The organism is Roseicyclus amphidinii (assembly GCF_030163755.1).
GTDB classification, from domain to species: Bacteria; Pseudomonadota; Alphaproteobacteria; order Rhodobacterales; family Rhodobacteraceae; genus Roseicyclus; species Roseicyclus amphidinii.
The window spans coordinates 41320-56870 of sequence record NZ_JASJOE010000006.1; the positions used below are offsets into that span (position 1 = coordinate 41320).

16 protein-coding genes are annotated in these 15551 nt (G+C 68.6%); 15 read left to right on the forward strand and 1 reads right to left on the reverse strand.

The features are described 5' to 3' along the window. The first annotated feature begins 1 nt into the window (after nucleotide 1). The 13 genes from QQK83_RS03460 (at nucleotide 2) to QQK83_RS03520 (ending at nucleotide 13645) form a co-directional block, all read left to right on the forward strand. Complete coding sequence (locus QQK83_RS03460; protein WP_284261732.1) at nucleotides 2-994, forward strand: ABC transporter ATP-binding protein; 993 nt, start codon at nucleotides 2-4, stop codon at nucleotides 992-994. Beyond that, complete coding sequence (locus tag QQK83_RS03465; RefSeq protein WP_284261735.1) at nucleotides 991-2025, forward strand: ABC transporter ATP-binding protein; 1035 nt, start codon at nucleotides 991-993, stop codon at nucleotides 2023-2025. The genes QQK83_RS03460 and QQK83_RS03465 overlap by 4 nt, the downstream gene beginning before the upstream one ends. After that, nucleotides 2022-2507: a GNAT family N-acetyltransferase gene (locus QQK83_RS03470; protein ID WP_284261737.1), complete on the forward strand. Its 486-nt coding sequence runs from the start codon at nucleotides 2022-2024 to the stop codon at nucleotides 2505-2507. Before QQK83_RS03465 ends, QQK83_RS03470 begins: the two co-directional genes overlap by 4 nt. Then, nucleotides 2504-3133, forward strand: coding sequence for a class I SAM-dependent DNA methyltransferase (locus QQK83_RS03475; protein WP_284261740.1), 630 nt, complete (start codon nucleotides 2504-2506; stop codon nucleotides 3131-3133). Before QQK83_RS03470 ends, QQK83_RS03475 begins: the two co-directional genes overlap by 4 nt. Beyond that, nucleotides 3130-4260, forward strand: a complete 1131-nt coding sequence (locus QQK83_RS03480) for a TIGR03364 family FAD-dependent oxidoreductase (RefSeq protein WP_284261742.1) — start codon at nucleotides 3130-3132, stop codon at nucleotides 4258-4260. Before QQK83_RS03475 ends, QQK83_RS03480 begins: the two co-directional genes overlap by 4 nt. After that, nucleotides 4257-5036: a phosphonoacetaldehyde hydrolase gene (gene phnX / locus QQK83_RS03485; protein WP_284261744.1), complete on the forward strand. Its 780-nt coding sequence runs from the start codon at nucleotides 4257-4259 to the stop codon at nucleotides 5034-5036. Before QQK83_RS03480 ends, phnX begins: the two co-directional genes overlap by 4 nt. Further along, nucleotides 5033-6508 carry a sulfatase-like hydrolase/transferase gene (locus QQK83_RS03490; RefSeq protein ID WP_284261746.1) on the forward strand — a complete coding sequence of 492 codons (1476 nt, stop codon included), beginning with the start codon at nucleotides 5033-5035 and terminating at the stop codon, nucleotides 6506-6508. Before phnX ends, QQK83_RS03490 begins: the two co-directional genes overlap by 4 nt. A 273-nt stretch (nucleotides 6509-6781) precedes the next feature. Then, nucleotides 6782-7702 (forward strand): lipid A-modifier LpxR family protein, encoded by a 921-nt coding sequence (locus QQK83_RS03495; RefSeq protein ID WP_284261748.1) that lies wholly within the window; start codon nucleotides 6782-6784, stop codon nucleotides 7700-7702. 212 nt (nucleotides 7703-7914) lie between these two features. Then, entirely contained in the window at nucleotides 7915-8898 is a 984-nt protein-coding gene (locus tag QQK83_RS03500; RefSeq protein ID WP_284261749.1) for a Hint domain-containing protein, read from the forward strand. 210 nt (nucleotides 8899-9108) lie between these two features. Continuing rightward, entirely contained in the window at nucleotides 9109-9729 is a 621-nt protein-coding gene (gene rpsD / locus QQK83_RS03505) for a 30S ribosomal protein S4 (RefSeq protein WP_284261751.1), read from the forward strand. An 81-nt stretch (nucleotides 9730-9810) separates the two neighbouring features. Next, nucleotides 9811-11232 carry a homospermidine synthase gene (locus QQK83_RS03510; RefSeq protein WP_284261753.1) on the forward strand — a complete coding sequence of 474 codons (1422 nt, stop codon included), beginning with the start codon at nucleotides 9811-9813 and terminating at the stop codon, nucleotides 11230-11232. A 233-nt stretch (nucleotides 11233-11465) separates the two neighbouring features. Beyond that, on the forward strand, nucleotides 11466-12713 hold the full coding sequence (locus QQK83_RS03515) for an MFS transporter (RefSeq protein ID WP_284261755.1): 1248 nt from the start codon (nucleotides 11466-11468) through the stop codon (nucleotides 12711-12713). Nucleotides 12714-12778: 65 nt separating this feature from the next. Continuing rightward, on the forward strand, nucleotides 12779-13645 hold the full coding sequence (locus tag QQK83_RS03520) for a 50S ribosomal protein L11 methyltransferase (RefSeq protein WP_284261757.1): 867 nt from the start codon (nucleotides 12779-12781) through the stop codon (nucleotides 13643-13645). Nucleotides 13646-13737: 92 nt separating this feature from the next. Here QQK83_RS03520 and QQK83_RS03525 read toward each other — a convergent pair whose 3' ends face one another. Further along, entirely contained in the window at nucleotides 13738-13941 is a 204-nt protein-coding gene (locus QQK83_RS03525; protein ID WP_284261759.1) for a DUF1127 domain-containing protein, read from the reverse strand. Nucleotides 13942-14316: 375 nt separating this feature from the next. On the opposite strand from QQK83_RS03525, the gene ruvC reads away from it, so the two are divergent. Then, a complete protein-coding gene (gene ruvC, locus QQK83_RS03530; protein WP_284261843.1) occupies nucleotides 14317-14820 on the forward strand; it encodes a crossover junction endodeoxyribonuclease RuvC in 504 nt (167 codons plus the stop codon). Next, the gene (gene ruvA / locus QQK83_RS03535) at nucleotides 14817-15494 is read left to right on the forward strand and encodes a Holliday junction branch migration protein RuvA (protein ID WP_284261760.1); all 678 of its coding nucleotides are present in this window, start codon (nucleotides 14817-14819) and stop codon (nucleotides 15492-15494) included. Before ruvC ends, ruvA begins: the two co-directional genes overlap by 4 nt. The last annotated feature ends 57 nt before the right edge of the window (nucleotides 15495-15551 follow it).

A 15551-nucleotide genomic window follows, 5' to 3' on the forward strand; every position in this document is an offset into this window, starting at 1 on the left:
GATGGGCGGGCTTCTGACGGTGCGCGACCTGACGCTGACCTTCGGCACGGACGAGGGACCGGTGACGGCGGTGGACGGTGTGACCCTCGACATCGAACCGGGCGAGGTGCTGGGGCTGGTGGGCGAAAGCGGCTCGGGCAAGTCGGTCACGGCCAAGGCGCTGATGCGGCTGAACCCCGCCAATGCGCGCTACGGCGCGGGCAGCCGGATGACCCTGACGGATGCGGGGCAGGAGATCGACATCCTCTCGCTCAAGGGCGCCAAGGCGCTGCGGCAGGTGCGCGGCGACAAGATCTCGATGATCTTCCAGGAACCCATGGCCAGCTTCGCCCCTGCGATCACGATCGGCAAGCAGATGGTCGAGCAGCTGCAGCTTCACCGCGGCCTGTCGCGCGGCGATGCGCGGATGCTTTCCATCGAGATGCTCGAGCGGGTCGGCATCTCCGAGCCCGGGGCGCGCTTCGATCAATACGCCTTCGAACTGTCGGGCGGCATGCGCCAGCGCGCGATGATCGCCATGGCGCTGTCGACCAGGCCCCGGCTTCTGATCGCGGACGAGCCGACCACCGCGCTGGATGTCACCATCCAGGCGCAGGTGCTCGACCTGATGAAGGAACTGGTGGGCGAATTCGGCATGGGCATCCTGTTCATCACCCATGACCTTGGCGTGATCGCCCAGACCGCCGACCGCGTCGCGGTCATGTATCTGGGCCGCATCGTCGAGGAGGGGCCTGTGCGCGACGTGATCCGCCGCCCGGCGCATCCCTACACCCGCGGGTTGATCGACGCCCTGCCCAAGCTCACCGACCTGGATGCGGCCCTGACCCCGGTGCCGGGCGACATCCCCTCGCCGCTGGAGCGGCCGGGCGGCTGCGTCTTTCACACCCGTTGCGCGCTGGCCGAGGCGCGTTGCCGGATCGCGCCGCCCGAAACCCGGCTGGTCCGGCCCCGGCACAGCGCCGCCTGCCACCTTGCCCCCGAGAGTGCATCATGACCGATACCGCCGTCTCGATCCGCGATCTGGAGGTGCATTTCCCGCTGGGTCGCAGCCTGCTGGGCAAACCACCGGTCCTCAAGGCCGTGGCGGGGGTGACGCTGGACATCCCGCGCGGGTCCTTCTTCGGGCTGGTGGGCGAAAGCGGCTCGGGCAAGACCACGCTGGGGCGCGCCACGCTGGCCGCGGCCCCCGTCTCGGCGGGGCAGGTCACCGTGACCGACCGCGAGGGCGAGGTCTTCGACATGGCACGCCTTGACCGGGCCGCCGAGACACGCTTCCGCCGCCGGGCGCAGCTGATCTTTCAGGACCCCTACGCCGCGCTGTCGCCCCGCATGACGGTGCGCGACATCATCGCCGAACCGCTCGAGGTGATGCGGCTGTGCAGGACGCGCGACGAGGTGAACGACCGGGTCCGCGCCATCGCCGCGCAATGCCGGTTGAATGTCGAACACCTGCGCCGCTTTCCCCATGCGTTTTCCGGCGGGCAGAGGCAGCGCATCTCGATCGCCCGCGCGCTTGTCACGAACCCCGACTACATCGTCGCCGATGAAAGCGTGGCGGCCCTCGATGTCTCGATCCAGGCCGATATCCTGAACCTGCTGAAACAGCTGCAACGTGACCTGTCGCTGACCTTCCTGTTCATCAGCCATGATCTGAGCGTCGTGGCCCACACCTGCGACCATGTCGCGGTGATGTATCTGGGCCGCATCGTCGAGGTGGCGCCGCCGCGTCGCCTGTTCGCCGCGCCGCGCCACCCCTATACACGCGCGCTGATCTCGGCGATCCCGTCGCTCGATCCCGACGACCGCGGCCGGGCCGAGCGGCTGACGGGCGAGATCCCCTCGCCCAAGTCACCGCCGCCGGGCTGCGCCTTTCACACCCGTTGCCCGATGGTGCGCGACCGCTGCCGCGTCGAGGCCCCGGCCCTGCGGCAGGTGGCGGATGGGCACAGCGCGGCCTGCCATTTCTCGGATGACCTGGCGCTGGCACGCAGGCGCGCCGACAGCCCGGTGCGGGTGCCGGCATGAGGATCAGGCAAGGACAGCCTGCCGAGGGCGCGGCGCTCGAAACCTTGGTGGCCGCCGCTTTCCTCGATTACGTCCGGGGCATCGGCCGCGACTGGCCCGGCCCCTACGACTGGCTGGCCGAACGCCTTGCCAAGGGCGAGGTCTGGGTCGCCGAAAGCATCGGCGGCCCGCTTCTGGGAATGGCCGCCCTGTCGCAGGACACGGGCGCGCGGACGCTGACCGTCGATCTTCTGGCCGTGGCCCCCGCGGCGCAGGGGCAGGGCATCGGCCATGCGCTTCTGGCCCATGCCGAGGCGCTGGCCCGCACGGCAGGGGCGCGGGCGATGCATCTGCACACCGTGGCGAAATACGACCGCCTTGTCCGGCTTTACGAAGGGGCGGGCTTTCGCGTCACCCACACAGGACCGCGGCCCAAGGGGGATGACGGCCACCCCCGCGCCTTCCTGCGCAAACGGCTCGATGAACAGGAGACCCCGGCATGAGTGCCGATTACGACCTCGACAGCGCCTACCGGATCGAAGGCCCCGCCGATGCGCGGCGCGTATATGACGATTGGGCCGCCACCTATGACGACAGTTTCGCGCGCGACTGGGGCTATGTCGCGCCCCGGCGGATCGCTGATATCTTCCTGGCCGAGGGCGGGCCGGCGGGCGGCCCGGTCCTCGACATCGGTGCCGGCACCGGCCTGATGGCCGAGGCGCTGCCGGGTCTGATGATCGACGGGATCGACATCTCGCCCGAGATGCTGGCCCGCGCCGCCGCCAAGGGGCTGTATCGCACCCGGATCGAGGCCGACCTGACCGCCGCCCTGCCGCTGGCCGATGCCGCCTATGGCGGGTTCGTCTCTTGCGGGACCTTCACCCATGGCCATGTCGGCGCGGACTGTTTGCCCGAGCTGCTGCGCGTCGCGGCCCCCGGCGCGCTGTTCTGCTGCGGCACCCGGCCCGCCGTCTATGACGCGATGGGCTTCGGCTCGGCCCTCGCGCTGGCGGCGGCGCGCGGGCAGATCACGCCGCCCCGCTTCTTCGAGATCGACATCTACGAGGGGGCCAGCCACGACCACGCCGCCGACACCGGCCTCGTCATGCTGTTCCGCAAGGCATCATGAGCGCGGGTTACGATCTCGCCGTCGTCGGCGCGGGCATCCTCGGGCTGGCCCATGCGCTGGCCGCTGCCCGGCGCGGCAAGCGGGTCGTGGTGATCGACCGCGACGCGCAGGCCAACGGGGCCTCGATCCGCAATTTCGGCTTTGTCACCGTGACGGGCCAGCAGGCCGGCGAATGCTGGACCCGCGCGCGGCGCTCCCGCGAGGTCTGGGCCGAGGTCGCGCCCAGGGCCGGTATCGACATCCTGCAGCGCGGGCTGACCGTGCTGGTCGAACGCCCGGAGGCGGTCGCGGTGCTGGAGGCTTTTGCCGCCACCGACATGGGCGCGGGCTGTCGCCTGATGTCCCGCAACGAGCTGGCCGCCGATCTGCCCATCACCCCCAGCGTCACGGCGGGCCTGCGCAGCCCGCATGAGCTGCGCGTCGAAAGCCGCACCGCCATTCCGCGGCTTGCCGCTTGGCTTCAGGCCGAGATGGGGGTCACCTTCCTCTGGCAGCGCCGCGTCACGGCGATTGCCCTGCCGCGGATCGAGACCTCGGCCGGGCCGGTGATGGCCGAGGCCGCGGTGATCTGCCCCGGCGACGAGTTCACCGGGCTTCACGCCGACCGGATCGCCGCGATGGGCTTCACCCGCTGCTTGCTCCACATGCTGCGCGTGGCTCCCGCATCCCCCGTGCCGCTGCCGACGCCGGTGATGTCCGACCTCGGGCTTGCGCGCTACCTCGGCTATGCCGACCTGCCCGAGGCCGCGCCGCTCAAGGCCCGGCTCGATGCCGAGAAGGCGCAGGCGCTGGCCGAGGGGATCCACCTGATCGCCGTGCAATCCGCCGATGGCAGCCTCGTGGTGGGCGACAGCCACCGTTATGCCGCGACGCCCCATCCTTTCGCGGGCGCGGATGTCGACGACCTGATCCTGACGGAACTGGACGCCGTGCTGGACCTGCCCGGCCGCCGCGTGACGGAACGCTGGACCGGCACCTATGCCAGCGCGCCCGACCGTCTGGCCTGGATCGACCATGTCTCGGACGCCGAGAAACTGGTCATCGTCACCTCGGGCACCGGGGCCTCGACCGGCTTCGCCATCGCCGAGGAGACCATCGCATCGCTCTACGGAAAGGCAGACCCATGACCACCCTCAAGGCCGTGATCTTCGACTGGGCCGGAACGATGATCGATTTCGGCTCCTTCGCGCCGATGGGCGTCTTCGTCGAAGCCTTCCGCCGTTTCGACGTCGAGGCCACGATCACGGAGGCCCGTGCGCCCATGGGCCTGCCGAAACGGGACCATATCGACGCGATGCTGAAGGCGCCCCGCCTGTCCGCCGAATGGGCGCGGGTCCATGGCGCGGCCCCGAACGCGGCCGATGTCGACCGGGTCTACGAGGTCTTCGTGCCGATGAACGAAGAGGTCGTGGCCGACTATGCCACCCTCGTGCCGGGGGCGAAGGACACGCTGGATTGGCTGGCTGCTCGCGGCATCAAGGTCGGCTCGACCACGGGCTATACCCGCTCGATCATGGAGCGGGTCGCGCCGGTGGCGGCGGCGCAGGGCTATGCGCCGCTCAACATGGTCTGCGCCGATGACCTGCCCGAGGGGCGGCCGGGGCCCTTGGGCATGTATCGATGCTTCGTCGATCTGGCCGTCCATCCGCCCGCTGCCGTGCTCAAGGTCGATGACACGCCGCCCGGCATCGCCGAAGGGGTCGCGGCCGGTTGCCCGACCGTGGGTGTCGCGCTTTCGGGGAATATCGCGGGCAAGACGCCCGAGGAACTGGCGGCCCTCCCCGAGGCCGAGGTCGCCGCGATCCGGGCCGAGGCGACGGCGATCCTGAAGGACGCGGGCGCCACCCATGTCATCGACACCGTGGCCGACCTGCCCGCGCTGATCGAAGGGCATTTCGCATGATCCGCCGGCCGAACATCCTGCTGATCACCGCGGACCAGTGGCGTGGCGACAGCCTCGGGTTGATGGGGCACCCTTGCGTGCGGACACCGGCGCTGGACGCCCTTGCCACCGAAGCGATGGTCTTTGCCAATCACTTCGCCCCCTGCGCGCCCTGCTCGCCCGCGCGGGCGTCGCTCTATACCGGGCTATACCAGATGAACCACCGCGTCGTGGCCAATGGCACGCCGCTTGATGCGCGGTTCGACACCATCGCGCTGGCCGCGCGGCGGGCGGGCTACCGGCCCACGCTGTTCGGATACACCGACACCACGCTCGACCCTCGCGGGCGCGCGCCGGACGACCCCGAGCTGCACAGCTACGAAGAGGTCCTGCCCGGCTTCACCTGCCGCCAGCCACTGCGCGAGGATGACAGGACCTGGATCATCTGGCTGCGCCAGCGCGGTCATTCCGAAACGCTGCTGGCCGATCCCCATGCCGTCGCGCCCGCGCCCGATGGCGGCGTGTCGCTTGCCCCGCCCGGTTACGGGCCCCAGGAGACGCAGACCGCTTTCCTCGTGGAAAAGCTGCTCGACTGGCATGCCGAGCAAGAGGCGGGGCACCCATGGTTCGCGCATGTCTCTTTCCTGCGGCCGCATCCGCCTTTCGTCGTCCCCGAACCCTTTGCCTCGATGGTCTCGCCGGCCGATGTGCCCGCCCCGATCCCGTTGGCCGCGGACCCGCATCCGCTGGTGCGGCTGACCCGTGATCGTGCGGCGGCGGCGAATTTCCAGCCCGGCCTCTCCGGCACCATCGCCCAGCTTTCTCCCGATGACATCCTGCGCATCCGCGCGCTTTACTATGGCATGATCGCCGAGGTGGACGCGCAGCTTGGCCGTCTGTTCGAGACCCTGAAGGCGCGCGGCGACTGGGAGGAGACCCTCGTGATCTTCACCTCGGATCATGGCGAGATGCTGGGTGATCACGGGCTTCTGGGCAAGGGCGGCTTCCATGCCGGGGGGCAGCATATCCCCCTGATCATCCGCCTGCCGGGCGGCGTGGCGGGGCTGACGCAGGGTTTCACCTCGGCTGCCGACGTCTTTCCCTCGCTGCTGGATCTCTGGGGCATCGCGCCGGGTCATGCCCCCGATGGCGAGACACTGCTGCCGGCCCTGAGCGGCGCGGGCGGGGCGGAGCGCGACTGGGCGCTGTGGGAGTATGACTTCCGCCACGCCCTGCCTGACGCGATGCGCAACCAGATGGGCCTCGATCCGCGCGACTGTCACCTGAGCGTGTTGCGCCGGCGCGATGCGCAATATGTCCATTCCCCTGCCTTTCCGCCGCTGGTCTTCGACCTTGAGCGCGACCCCTCGGGGTCGGTCGATCTGGCCGGGCAAGCCTGCGATCTGCGCCGGGACATGGCCGAGGCGCTCTTGCGGCGCCTGACGCGGCTGCGGGATGACACACTGGCCGGGCGCCCGCTGGCCGGGGCGTGATGCCCGGTATCGGCGGCGGGCACGCAGCCGCATGAGATGGATCGGGATGCCGACGCCCGAAGGCACGAGCAGGACATTCACGGCCCGTGTCGCTGTGACCATCTCGCGCGCCTCCACGTCGGTTCCGGTTCCCTTGACCTGTGGACGGTTCGGCACGGGTGCAACAGGGCGCGGACCGATATGGCGGCGATGCCATGGCGATGCCGTATTCGTGGTGCTAGGCTCCTCCCAACAGGTCGGCGGGACCACCGCCGCGCATCCCGAGGCAGTGTCATGGTACGATTTCTTCCCCTGGTCGGGGCATCCCTGGTTTCCCTGTTGGGCCTTGCCCCCGAGCTGCGTGCCGAGGACGGGCGTCAGCCCCTCGGCACCCTGCGGCTTTTCAGCAATGACACGATTGCCGACCGTCAGGACCGCTGGCGGTCGGGTGGCTACGGCGTGAGCATGGTCCGCGGCGAAAGCTGGGACGGGGAGCTGCCGTCGCGGCCTTTCGCGGTGATGGAATACCGCCTGCGCGGCGAGGCGATCGCGCCCGACAACCTCAACAACCCCGATCCCGCGGATCGGCTTTACGCCGGAACCTGGTGGCTGGGGGCGCATACGCATTTCGCGTGGCGGGGTTTCGAGGTGACGGGCGGGGTCGACCTTGCGGTCACGGGCGAACAGTCGGGCATCCGCCGACTGCAGGGGGCGATCCACGAACAGCTGTCCATGCCGCGCATGAACATCGGCGATCACCAGGTCGAGGATGGCGTCTACCTGCATGGGACGGCCGAGATCGCGCGCAGCCTGCGCTGGAACCGGGGCGAGGTTCGCCCCTTTCTCGAGCTGCAGGCGGGCGTCGAGACCATGGCCCGCGTCGGCGTCGACGTGACCCTCGGCACCCTTGGCGAGGGCGGCCTGCGCCTGCGCGACCCGATCACCGGCCAGCGGCCCGAGGCGGTCGTGGGCGGTGGTGCCGGCGGCTGGTCCTTCCTGCTGGGGGGCGATGTCGCGGCGGTGGAAGGCTCCGTCTTCCTGCCCGAGGATCGCGGCTATCGGGCCGAGCCCTTGCGTCACCGGCTGCGGGCCGGAGTGAACTACGGGTTCGGAAACCGGAACATCTTTTACGGCGTGACCTACCTGTCCGAGGAATTCGTCGGGCAGTCCGAAGGGCAGGTGGTCGGCTCGCTCAGCCTGGGCTTCCAGTTCTGAGGAATTGTAGCCGCAGCCGAATCAGACGCTATACATGGTGATTCGCGTCTGATATGGTGATGTCAATGCACGGGCGATCAACGCCCGGCTTACACATAACCTGACGAGGCGGGGCAATGGGCACGGGCTTTCGGGGCGCGTTCGTGATCTCATGGGCGCAAATCTGGATAGATGGATATCCGGCAGAAGATCAAAAAGACCTGGTGGAAGGCATGGGGTGGAGCTGGCATGGCCGCGCGCTTCCCCTCGAAGGCGACGGTGCCGCCCTCATCCTGACCACCAGCCGGGACCATCAGGAGCTTCGTTCCCGCGCGGCGCGGGTGGTGCGCAAACTGTTGCAGCGCCCGGCGCCCGGCCCCGCCGACATTGCCGCCGACGAGGCCGATCCGATCTTTCGCGGGGCCTTCGTCGTCTCGGACGGCAAGCGGTTCTTCACCGTGGTTCCCATCAGGATCGAGGATGCGGCAGAGCCGATCCTGCTGTTTGCCGGCGACATGCCGCCCCCCGACCGCGACCTGACCATCGTGCATTGCTCGGAACGGACGCTGCGCGCGACCCCGTCCGAACGTCCGTCGGTCATCTGTTTCACGCCGGGCACGCGGATGCGGACCGAAACGGGCGACAAGGCGATCGAGGATCTCGGACCGGGCGACCGTCTTCTGACCCGCGACAGCGGCCCGCAAGAGGTGCTGTGGACCGGCCATCGCCGGATGTCGGGCGCGCGGCTCTTCGCAATGCCGGACCAGCGCCCCATCCGCCTGCGCAAGGGGGCGCTCGGCCTCGACCGGCCCGAGGACGATCTTGTCGTCAGCCCGGAACATCGCGTGCTGGTCACCGGGGCCGCCGCGCGCGAGCTCTGGGGCGAACCCGAGGTGCTGGTGCGCGCCGCCGACCTGGTGAGCGACCGCTACATCACCGTGGATCATTCCCTGCGCGAGACCTGGTACATTCACCTGATGCTGGAACGGCACGAGGTGGTCTGGGCCAACGGGCTCGAGGTCGAGACCTTCCACCCCGGCTTCATGGGACTCGAGCACCTCAACCGCGGGCAGCGCGAGCTGCTGTTCGACCTGCGGCCCGAGCTTGCGCGCAACGTCGGCCTTTACGGGCCACCGGCGCGGCGCATGGCCAGCCGGGCCGAGGCCGCGATCCTGACGGGCGGTCGACCCGCGAAATCGGTGACCGCGCGGCATTGACAGCCTCTGCGTTTCCTGTAGAAGCCCGCCATCCCCGGTCTGCGAAGGCCGGGGTTTCACATTGGTGTTGGTGGCCCCCGCAAGGGGATGCCTGTCACCCCGGCCACAACCGGGGAAAGGACAACGCCCTTCGACGACACCCGCATCTTCGGGGCCGGGCACAGGTTTCCCGATCCGGATGCGGGGACACATATTGAAGGAGATCAGACGGTGACCAAACGCACCTCTGCCAAGTACAAGATCGACCGCCGCATGGGCGAAAACATCTGGGGCCGTCCGAAGTCCCCGGTGAACAAGCGCGAATACGGCCCCGGCCAGCACGGCCAGCGCCGCAAGGGCAAGATGTCGGACTTCGGTCTGCAGCTGCGCGCCAAGCAGAAGCTCAAGGGCTATTACGGCGACCTGACCGAAAAGCAGTTCCGCCGCATCTATGCCGACGCCGAGCGCCAGCGCGGTGATACCGGCGAGCTGCTGATCGGCCTGCTCGAGCGCCGTCTCGACGCCGTCGTCTACCGCGCCAAGTTCGTGCCGACGATCTTTGCCGCGCGCCAGTTCGTGAACCACGGCCACGTCCTCGTGAACGGCAAGCGCGTGAACATCCCCTCCTACCGCGTGAAAGAGGGTGACGTGATCGAAGTGCGCCAGAAGTCCAAGCAGATGGTCGTCCTGCTCGAGGCCGTCCAGCTCGCCGAGCGTGACGTGCCCGATTACATCGAGGCCGACCATTCCAAGATGACCGCCACCTTCGTGCGGACGCCGGGCCTGGGCGATGTGCCTTACCCGGTGATGATGGAACCGAACCTCGTCATCGAATATTACGCGCAGAACTGATAGTCTCTGCACGCGACGTCTTGGGGCCGTGCCGTTCTGGCGCGGCCCCTTTCGTTTCTGGACCTGTCCCCGGAGGCCGCCATGACCCGACCCCACCCCGTTTACGCCCGCATCGACGGGCCCATCGTGATGATCGGCTTCGGCTCGATCGGCAAGGGCACCTGGCCCCTGATCGAACGGCATTTCGACTATGACGCCGACCGCTTCACCGTGATCGAACCGGACGAGGGACAGGCGAATTTCCTGCGCCAGCACAAGCTGAACCATGTGCAGGTCGCGTTGACGCCCGACAACTACCGCGAGGTTCTGGGCGGGCTGCTGGAACCGGGCAAGGGCTTTTGCGTGAACCTGAGCGTCGATACCTCGTCGCTCGACCTGATGCGCTTCTGCCGCGAGATCGGCGTGCCCTATATCGACACGGTCGTGGAGCCCTGGGCGGGCTACTACTTCAACACCACCGACAATGCCGCGCGCACCAACTACGCCCTGCGGCAGGCCGTGCGCGACGAGAAGGCCGCCAACCCCGGCGGGACGACGGCGGTCTCCTGCTGCGGGGCCAATCCCGGCATGGTGTCCTGGTTCGTCAAGGAGGGGCTGATGACGCTCGCCCGCGACCTCGGCCGCGACGCGACGCCGCCCGCCACGCGCGCGGGTTGGGCGACGCTGATGCAGTCGCTGGGCGTGCAGGGTGTCCATATCGCCGAGCGCGACACCCAGGCCCGCCGCGTGCCGCGCCCGCGCGGGGTTTTCGTGAACACCTGGTCGGTCGAGGGGTTCATCGCCGAGGGCTTCCAGCCCGCCGAGCTTGGCTGGGGCACGCATGAGCCGTGGTTCCCCGAGAACGGCCACCGCCACGAGACCGGGTGCCAGTCCGCGATCTGGCTGGAACGTCCGGGCGCGATCACGCGCGTGCATACGTGGTGCCCGACGCCGGGTCCGCAGTTCGGCTTCCTCGTCACGCATAACGAGGCGATCTCGATCTCCGACTATTACACGGTGGGAGAGGCGGGTGCGCCCGAGTATCGGCCGACCTGCCACTATGCCTACCACCCTTGCGACGACGCGGTCTTGTCCCTGCACGAGATGTTCGGCTCGGGCCGGACGCAGGACAAGCACCACATCCTGACCGAGGACGAGATCGTCGAGGGGATCGACGAGCTTGGCGTGCTGCTCTACGGCCACGAGAGGAACGCGCTCTGGTTCGGCTCGCGCCTGTCGAACGAGGAGACGCGGGATCTTGCCCCCTACCAGAACGCGACCGGGTTGCAGGTGACCTCGGCGGTGCTGGCCGGGATGGTCTGGGCGCTGGAGAACCCCGGCGCGGGGATCGTCGAGGCCGACGAGATGGACCACGCCCGGTGTCTCGAGGTGCAGCGCCCCTATCTCGGCCCGGTCGAGGCGCATTACACCGACTGGACGCCGCTGCAGGACCGCTGGGAGCTCTTTCCCGAGGATATCGACCCCAATGAGCCCTGGGCCTTCCGCAACGTGCTGGCGAGTTGACAGGGTCGCCTTTGCGCCTGCCGCAAGCCGTTTCGCCCGCTGGCGCGGGCGACCCGGCGCGCCGCTTGCGCGGCGCGGATGCGAATTTTCGTACGAAAATTCGGGGGGGCTCTGCCCCCCGGCCTTCGGCCTCCCCCCGCCATATTTGGGGGATGAAGATGCAGGGGCGGATGTGCGGGGCTGCACGGGTATCGTGATGGACGAGGGCGGGTTTCGGGCGTAAAGCCATGGCGATGGCACTCGGAGACACCCTCAGAACCCTGCCGCTCGCCGAAGCGGAGCGGTTGCCCCTGTGGCGGCGGCCCGTCGCGCTTCTGGCGCTGATGGCCTTCGGCATGCCCATCGCCTTTGCCACGTGGTCGGCGCTTCTGAACAATTTCGTCATCGAGATGGCGGGTTTCGACGGGGCCGATATCGGCTGGCTGCACACGGTGCGCGAGATCCCCGGTTTTCTCGCCATCGGGGTCATCGCCATCATCCTCTTCGTCCGCGAACAGGTGCTGGCGCTGATCTCGCTGGTGATGCTGGGGGTTGCGACCGCGCTGACCGCGCAGTTCCCCACGCTGGGCGGGCTGTTGTTCGTCACGCTGCTCAGCTCGATCGGGTTTCACTATTACGAGACTGTCAACCAGTCCCTGCAGCTTCAGTGGATCGACAAGAAGAAGGCCCCGCAGACGCTGGGTTGGCTTCTGTCCATCGGGTCGGGGGCGACGCTTCTGGCCTATGGGCTGATCGTGGTGACATGGCGCGCCTATGACCTGAGTTATGACCTCGTCTACTGGGTGGCGGGCGGGACCACCGCGCTGATCGCGCTGATCGCTTTCCTCGCCTTCCCGCAATTCGAAAGCCCCAACCCCCAGACCAAGAAGATGGTCCTGCGCCGGCGCTATTGGCTTTACTATGCGTTGCAGTTCATGTCGGGCGCGCGGCGGCAGATCTTCGTGGTCTTCGCCGCCTTCATGATGGTCGAGCGCTACGGGTTCGACGTTCACGAGATCACGGCGCTCTTCATGGGAACGCTGCTGGCCAACATGGTGGCGGCGCCGCTTCTGGGCGCGGTTGTCTCGCGCTTCGGCGAGCGGCTGGCGCTGGTGGTGGAATACGCGGGTCTCGGCGCGATCTTCCTGCTTTACGCGGGGCTTTACATCTACGACTGGGGCCCGTGGATGGCCGGGGCGCTCTACGTGCTGAACCACCTGTTCTTCGCGCTGGCGCTGGCCATCAAGACCTATTTCCAGAAGATCGCCGATCCCGGCGACATCGCGCCCACCGCTGCCGTGGCCTTCACCATCAACCATATCGCGGCGGTGTTCCTTCCGGCCGCACTTGGCTACCTGTGGCTGACCTCGCCCACCTCGGTCTTCTTCCTTGCAGCGGGCATGGCGGCGGTGTCGCTGGCCCTGTCGCTTCTCGTGCCGCGTCACCCCGAACCGGGCAACGAGACGGTGCTGGTGCGCCCCGCGCCCGCGCCTGCCGAATAGGCGGCGTTGCCAAGGGCGCGCGAAGGGCGTAGGCCCGCGGCATCCCGCGATACGGAGCGCCTGACATGCCCACATGGACCGTCCTGACCACCCTGACCGACAAGGACCGCGCCGAGGATCTTGGCCTTGCGCTCGAGGATCTCGAGCCTGAGCCCACCGGCGTCGGCGTCTTCGAGATGGAAGACGGCTCGGGCCTGTGGGAGGTGGGCGCCTATTTCACCGAGGCCCCCGACGATATCGCGCTGACGATCCTTGCCGTCGCCCATGGGGCCAGGCCCTTCACCGTCTCGGAAGTGCCCGAGACCGACTGGGTCGCCCATGTGCGCCGCGAGTTGCACCCGGTCGAGGCGGGGCGCTTCTTCGTCTACGGGTCGCATGTTGCGGACAGCCTGCCCGAGGGGCGGGTGGGCCTTTTGATCGAGGCCGCGATGGCCTTCGGAACCGGGCATCACGGCACGACGCAAGGCTGCCTCGAGGCGTTCGACCGGCTGCTGGACGCGGGCCTGCGCCCCGAGGCGGTGGCCGATATCGGATGCGGCACGGCGGTGCTGGCGATCGCGGCGGCCAAGGTGCTGGACGGGTCCTTCATCGCCTCCGACATCGACCCGGTTGCGGTGGAAGTCGCCGTGGTGAACGCGGCGGCCAACGGGGTGGCGGCCAAGGTCGCCTGTGTCGAGGCGGCGGGCTTCGACCATGCCGAGCTTGCCGCGCGCGCGCCCTATGACCTTGTCTTCGCCAATATCCTCAAGGGGCCCCTGATCGAGCTTGCGCCATCGGTCGCGGCCCATGTTGCGCCGGGGGGACATGTGATCCTCTCGGGGTTGCTGACCCCGCAGGCCGAGGATGTCATCGCCGCCTACGCGGCCGAGGGGCTGTCGCTGCAGGACCGGCGCGAGATCGGCGACTGGACCACGCTGACCCTGCGCCGCTGAGGCGGCAGGGGCAGAGCGGGCAAGAAAAAGGCGCCCCGGCCTTGCGGCGAGGGCGCCCTGTTCGTGGTGCCTGTGGCTGTCTTGCGGGGCGATCAGCGCTTGAAGGTGCCGTTCGCGATATCGTCGATGTCGCCGCGCACGAGCCCGAGGTCGTCGAGTTCGCGGTCGCTGAGTGCCGAGAGACCCTTGCGGGTCACGCGGGCGTCGTTCCAGGCGGCGATCTTGCCGACGATATCGGCAAGCACACCGGTCGCGCCGAAGCCGGCGCCGAGGGGGCGGTTCGTCATGATGGCCATCGGTCGTGTCCTTTCCGATCGTCGGTTTCCGAATGCGCGGGGCTGCCTGTCGGCGATCCCGCGAACAGAGCGCATCTAGAAGTCACGAAAGCGTCTCGCAAGCTCGGATTTTCGCATGGGTCTCATGCAGTTTCTGCATGGCAGAAAAATCCGCTCAGACCCCTTTAAAACAAGGCAAAAATCCACCTGCCCGTGTCGTTTTTCGACACTGTGATGACGATTTTGGATGTCGCGTTTTCGACGTGGTCCGAAAGCGACTTTCCGGGCCGAAAAACAGACAGGCGGACCAGAGCGCGCTAGGCAATGTTCGCCTTTCGTGCTAGTGATGCAGAAAGGTCGCAGAAAGCGGCGAAGTCGCGGGGCATGGACAGGCGGATGCGGATCATCGGGATCGACCCGGGGCTCAGGTGCCTCGGATGGGGGGTGATCGAGGCCGATGGGTCGCGACTCAGGCATGTCGCCAACGGCCATTGCCTGAGCGGCACCGGCGCGCTGGCCGCGCGGCTTCTGGCGCTGCATGACCAGTTGAGCGACGTGGTGGCGCGTCACGCGCCCGACACGGCCGCGGTCGAACAGACCTTCGTCAACCGCGACGGGGCGGGCACGCTGAAGCTGGGGCAGGCGCGCGGCATCGCCATGCTGGTGCCCGCGCAGGCGGGGCTGCCGGTGGCGGAATACGCGCCCAACGCAGTGAAGAAGGCGGTGGTCGGTGTCGGCCATGCCGAGAAGCACCAGGTCGAACACATGGTGCGGCTGCAACTGCCCGGCTGCGACCCGGTCGGCCCGGATGCCGCCGATGCGCTGGCCATTGCGATCTGCCATGCCTTCCATGCGCAAAGCTCCCGCCGTTTGGCGCAGGCGATCGGGGCGGCGTCATGATCGGCAAGCTGACGGGGCGGGTCGACTACAAGGCCGCCGACCACGTGCTGCTCGACGTGGGCGGCGTGGGCTACACGGTGCATTGCTCGGACCGCACGCTGGCCAGCTTGCCGGGGCCGGGGCAGGCGGCCGCGCTTTACACCGAACTGCTGGTCCGCGAGGACCTTTTGCAGCTTTTCGGCTTTCCGACGCCCTACGAACGCGAATGGCACCGGCTGCTGATCTCGGTGCAGGGGGTGGGGTCCAAGGCCTCCATGGCGATTCTCGGCACGCTCGGCCCCGAGGGCGTGGCGCGCGCCATCGCCATCGGCGACTGGGCCGCGGTCAAGGCGGCGCAGGGGGTCGGGCCGAAGCTGGCGCAGCGCGTGGTGAACGAGCTGAAGGACAAGGCCCCCGGCGTCATGGCGCTGGGCGGCACGATGGGGCAGGCGGCGGGCACGCTGGCCGCCGACGCGCTGATCGACACGGGGGCAGCCCCCGTGGCACCCGCGCCCGGCCCCGCCCGCGCGCCATCCGGCGCGGCACAGGCCGATGCGCTCTCGGCGCTGACGAACCTCGGTTACGGCCCCTCGGATGCCGCGCGCGCGGTGGCCGAGGCCTCGGGCAGCGATCCGGAGGCCGAGGCGACCGCGCTGATCCGGGCGGCGCTGCGCCTTCTGGCGCCGAAGGACTGAAGGGGGTGGTGGGCGAACCCGCCTATGGCGGAACCGCCCCCCCTGCGGCATAGAGGA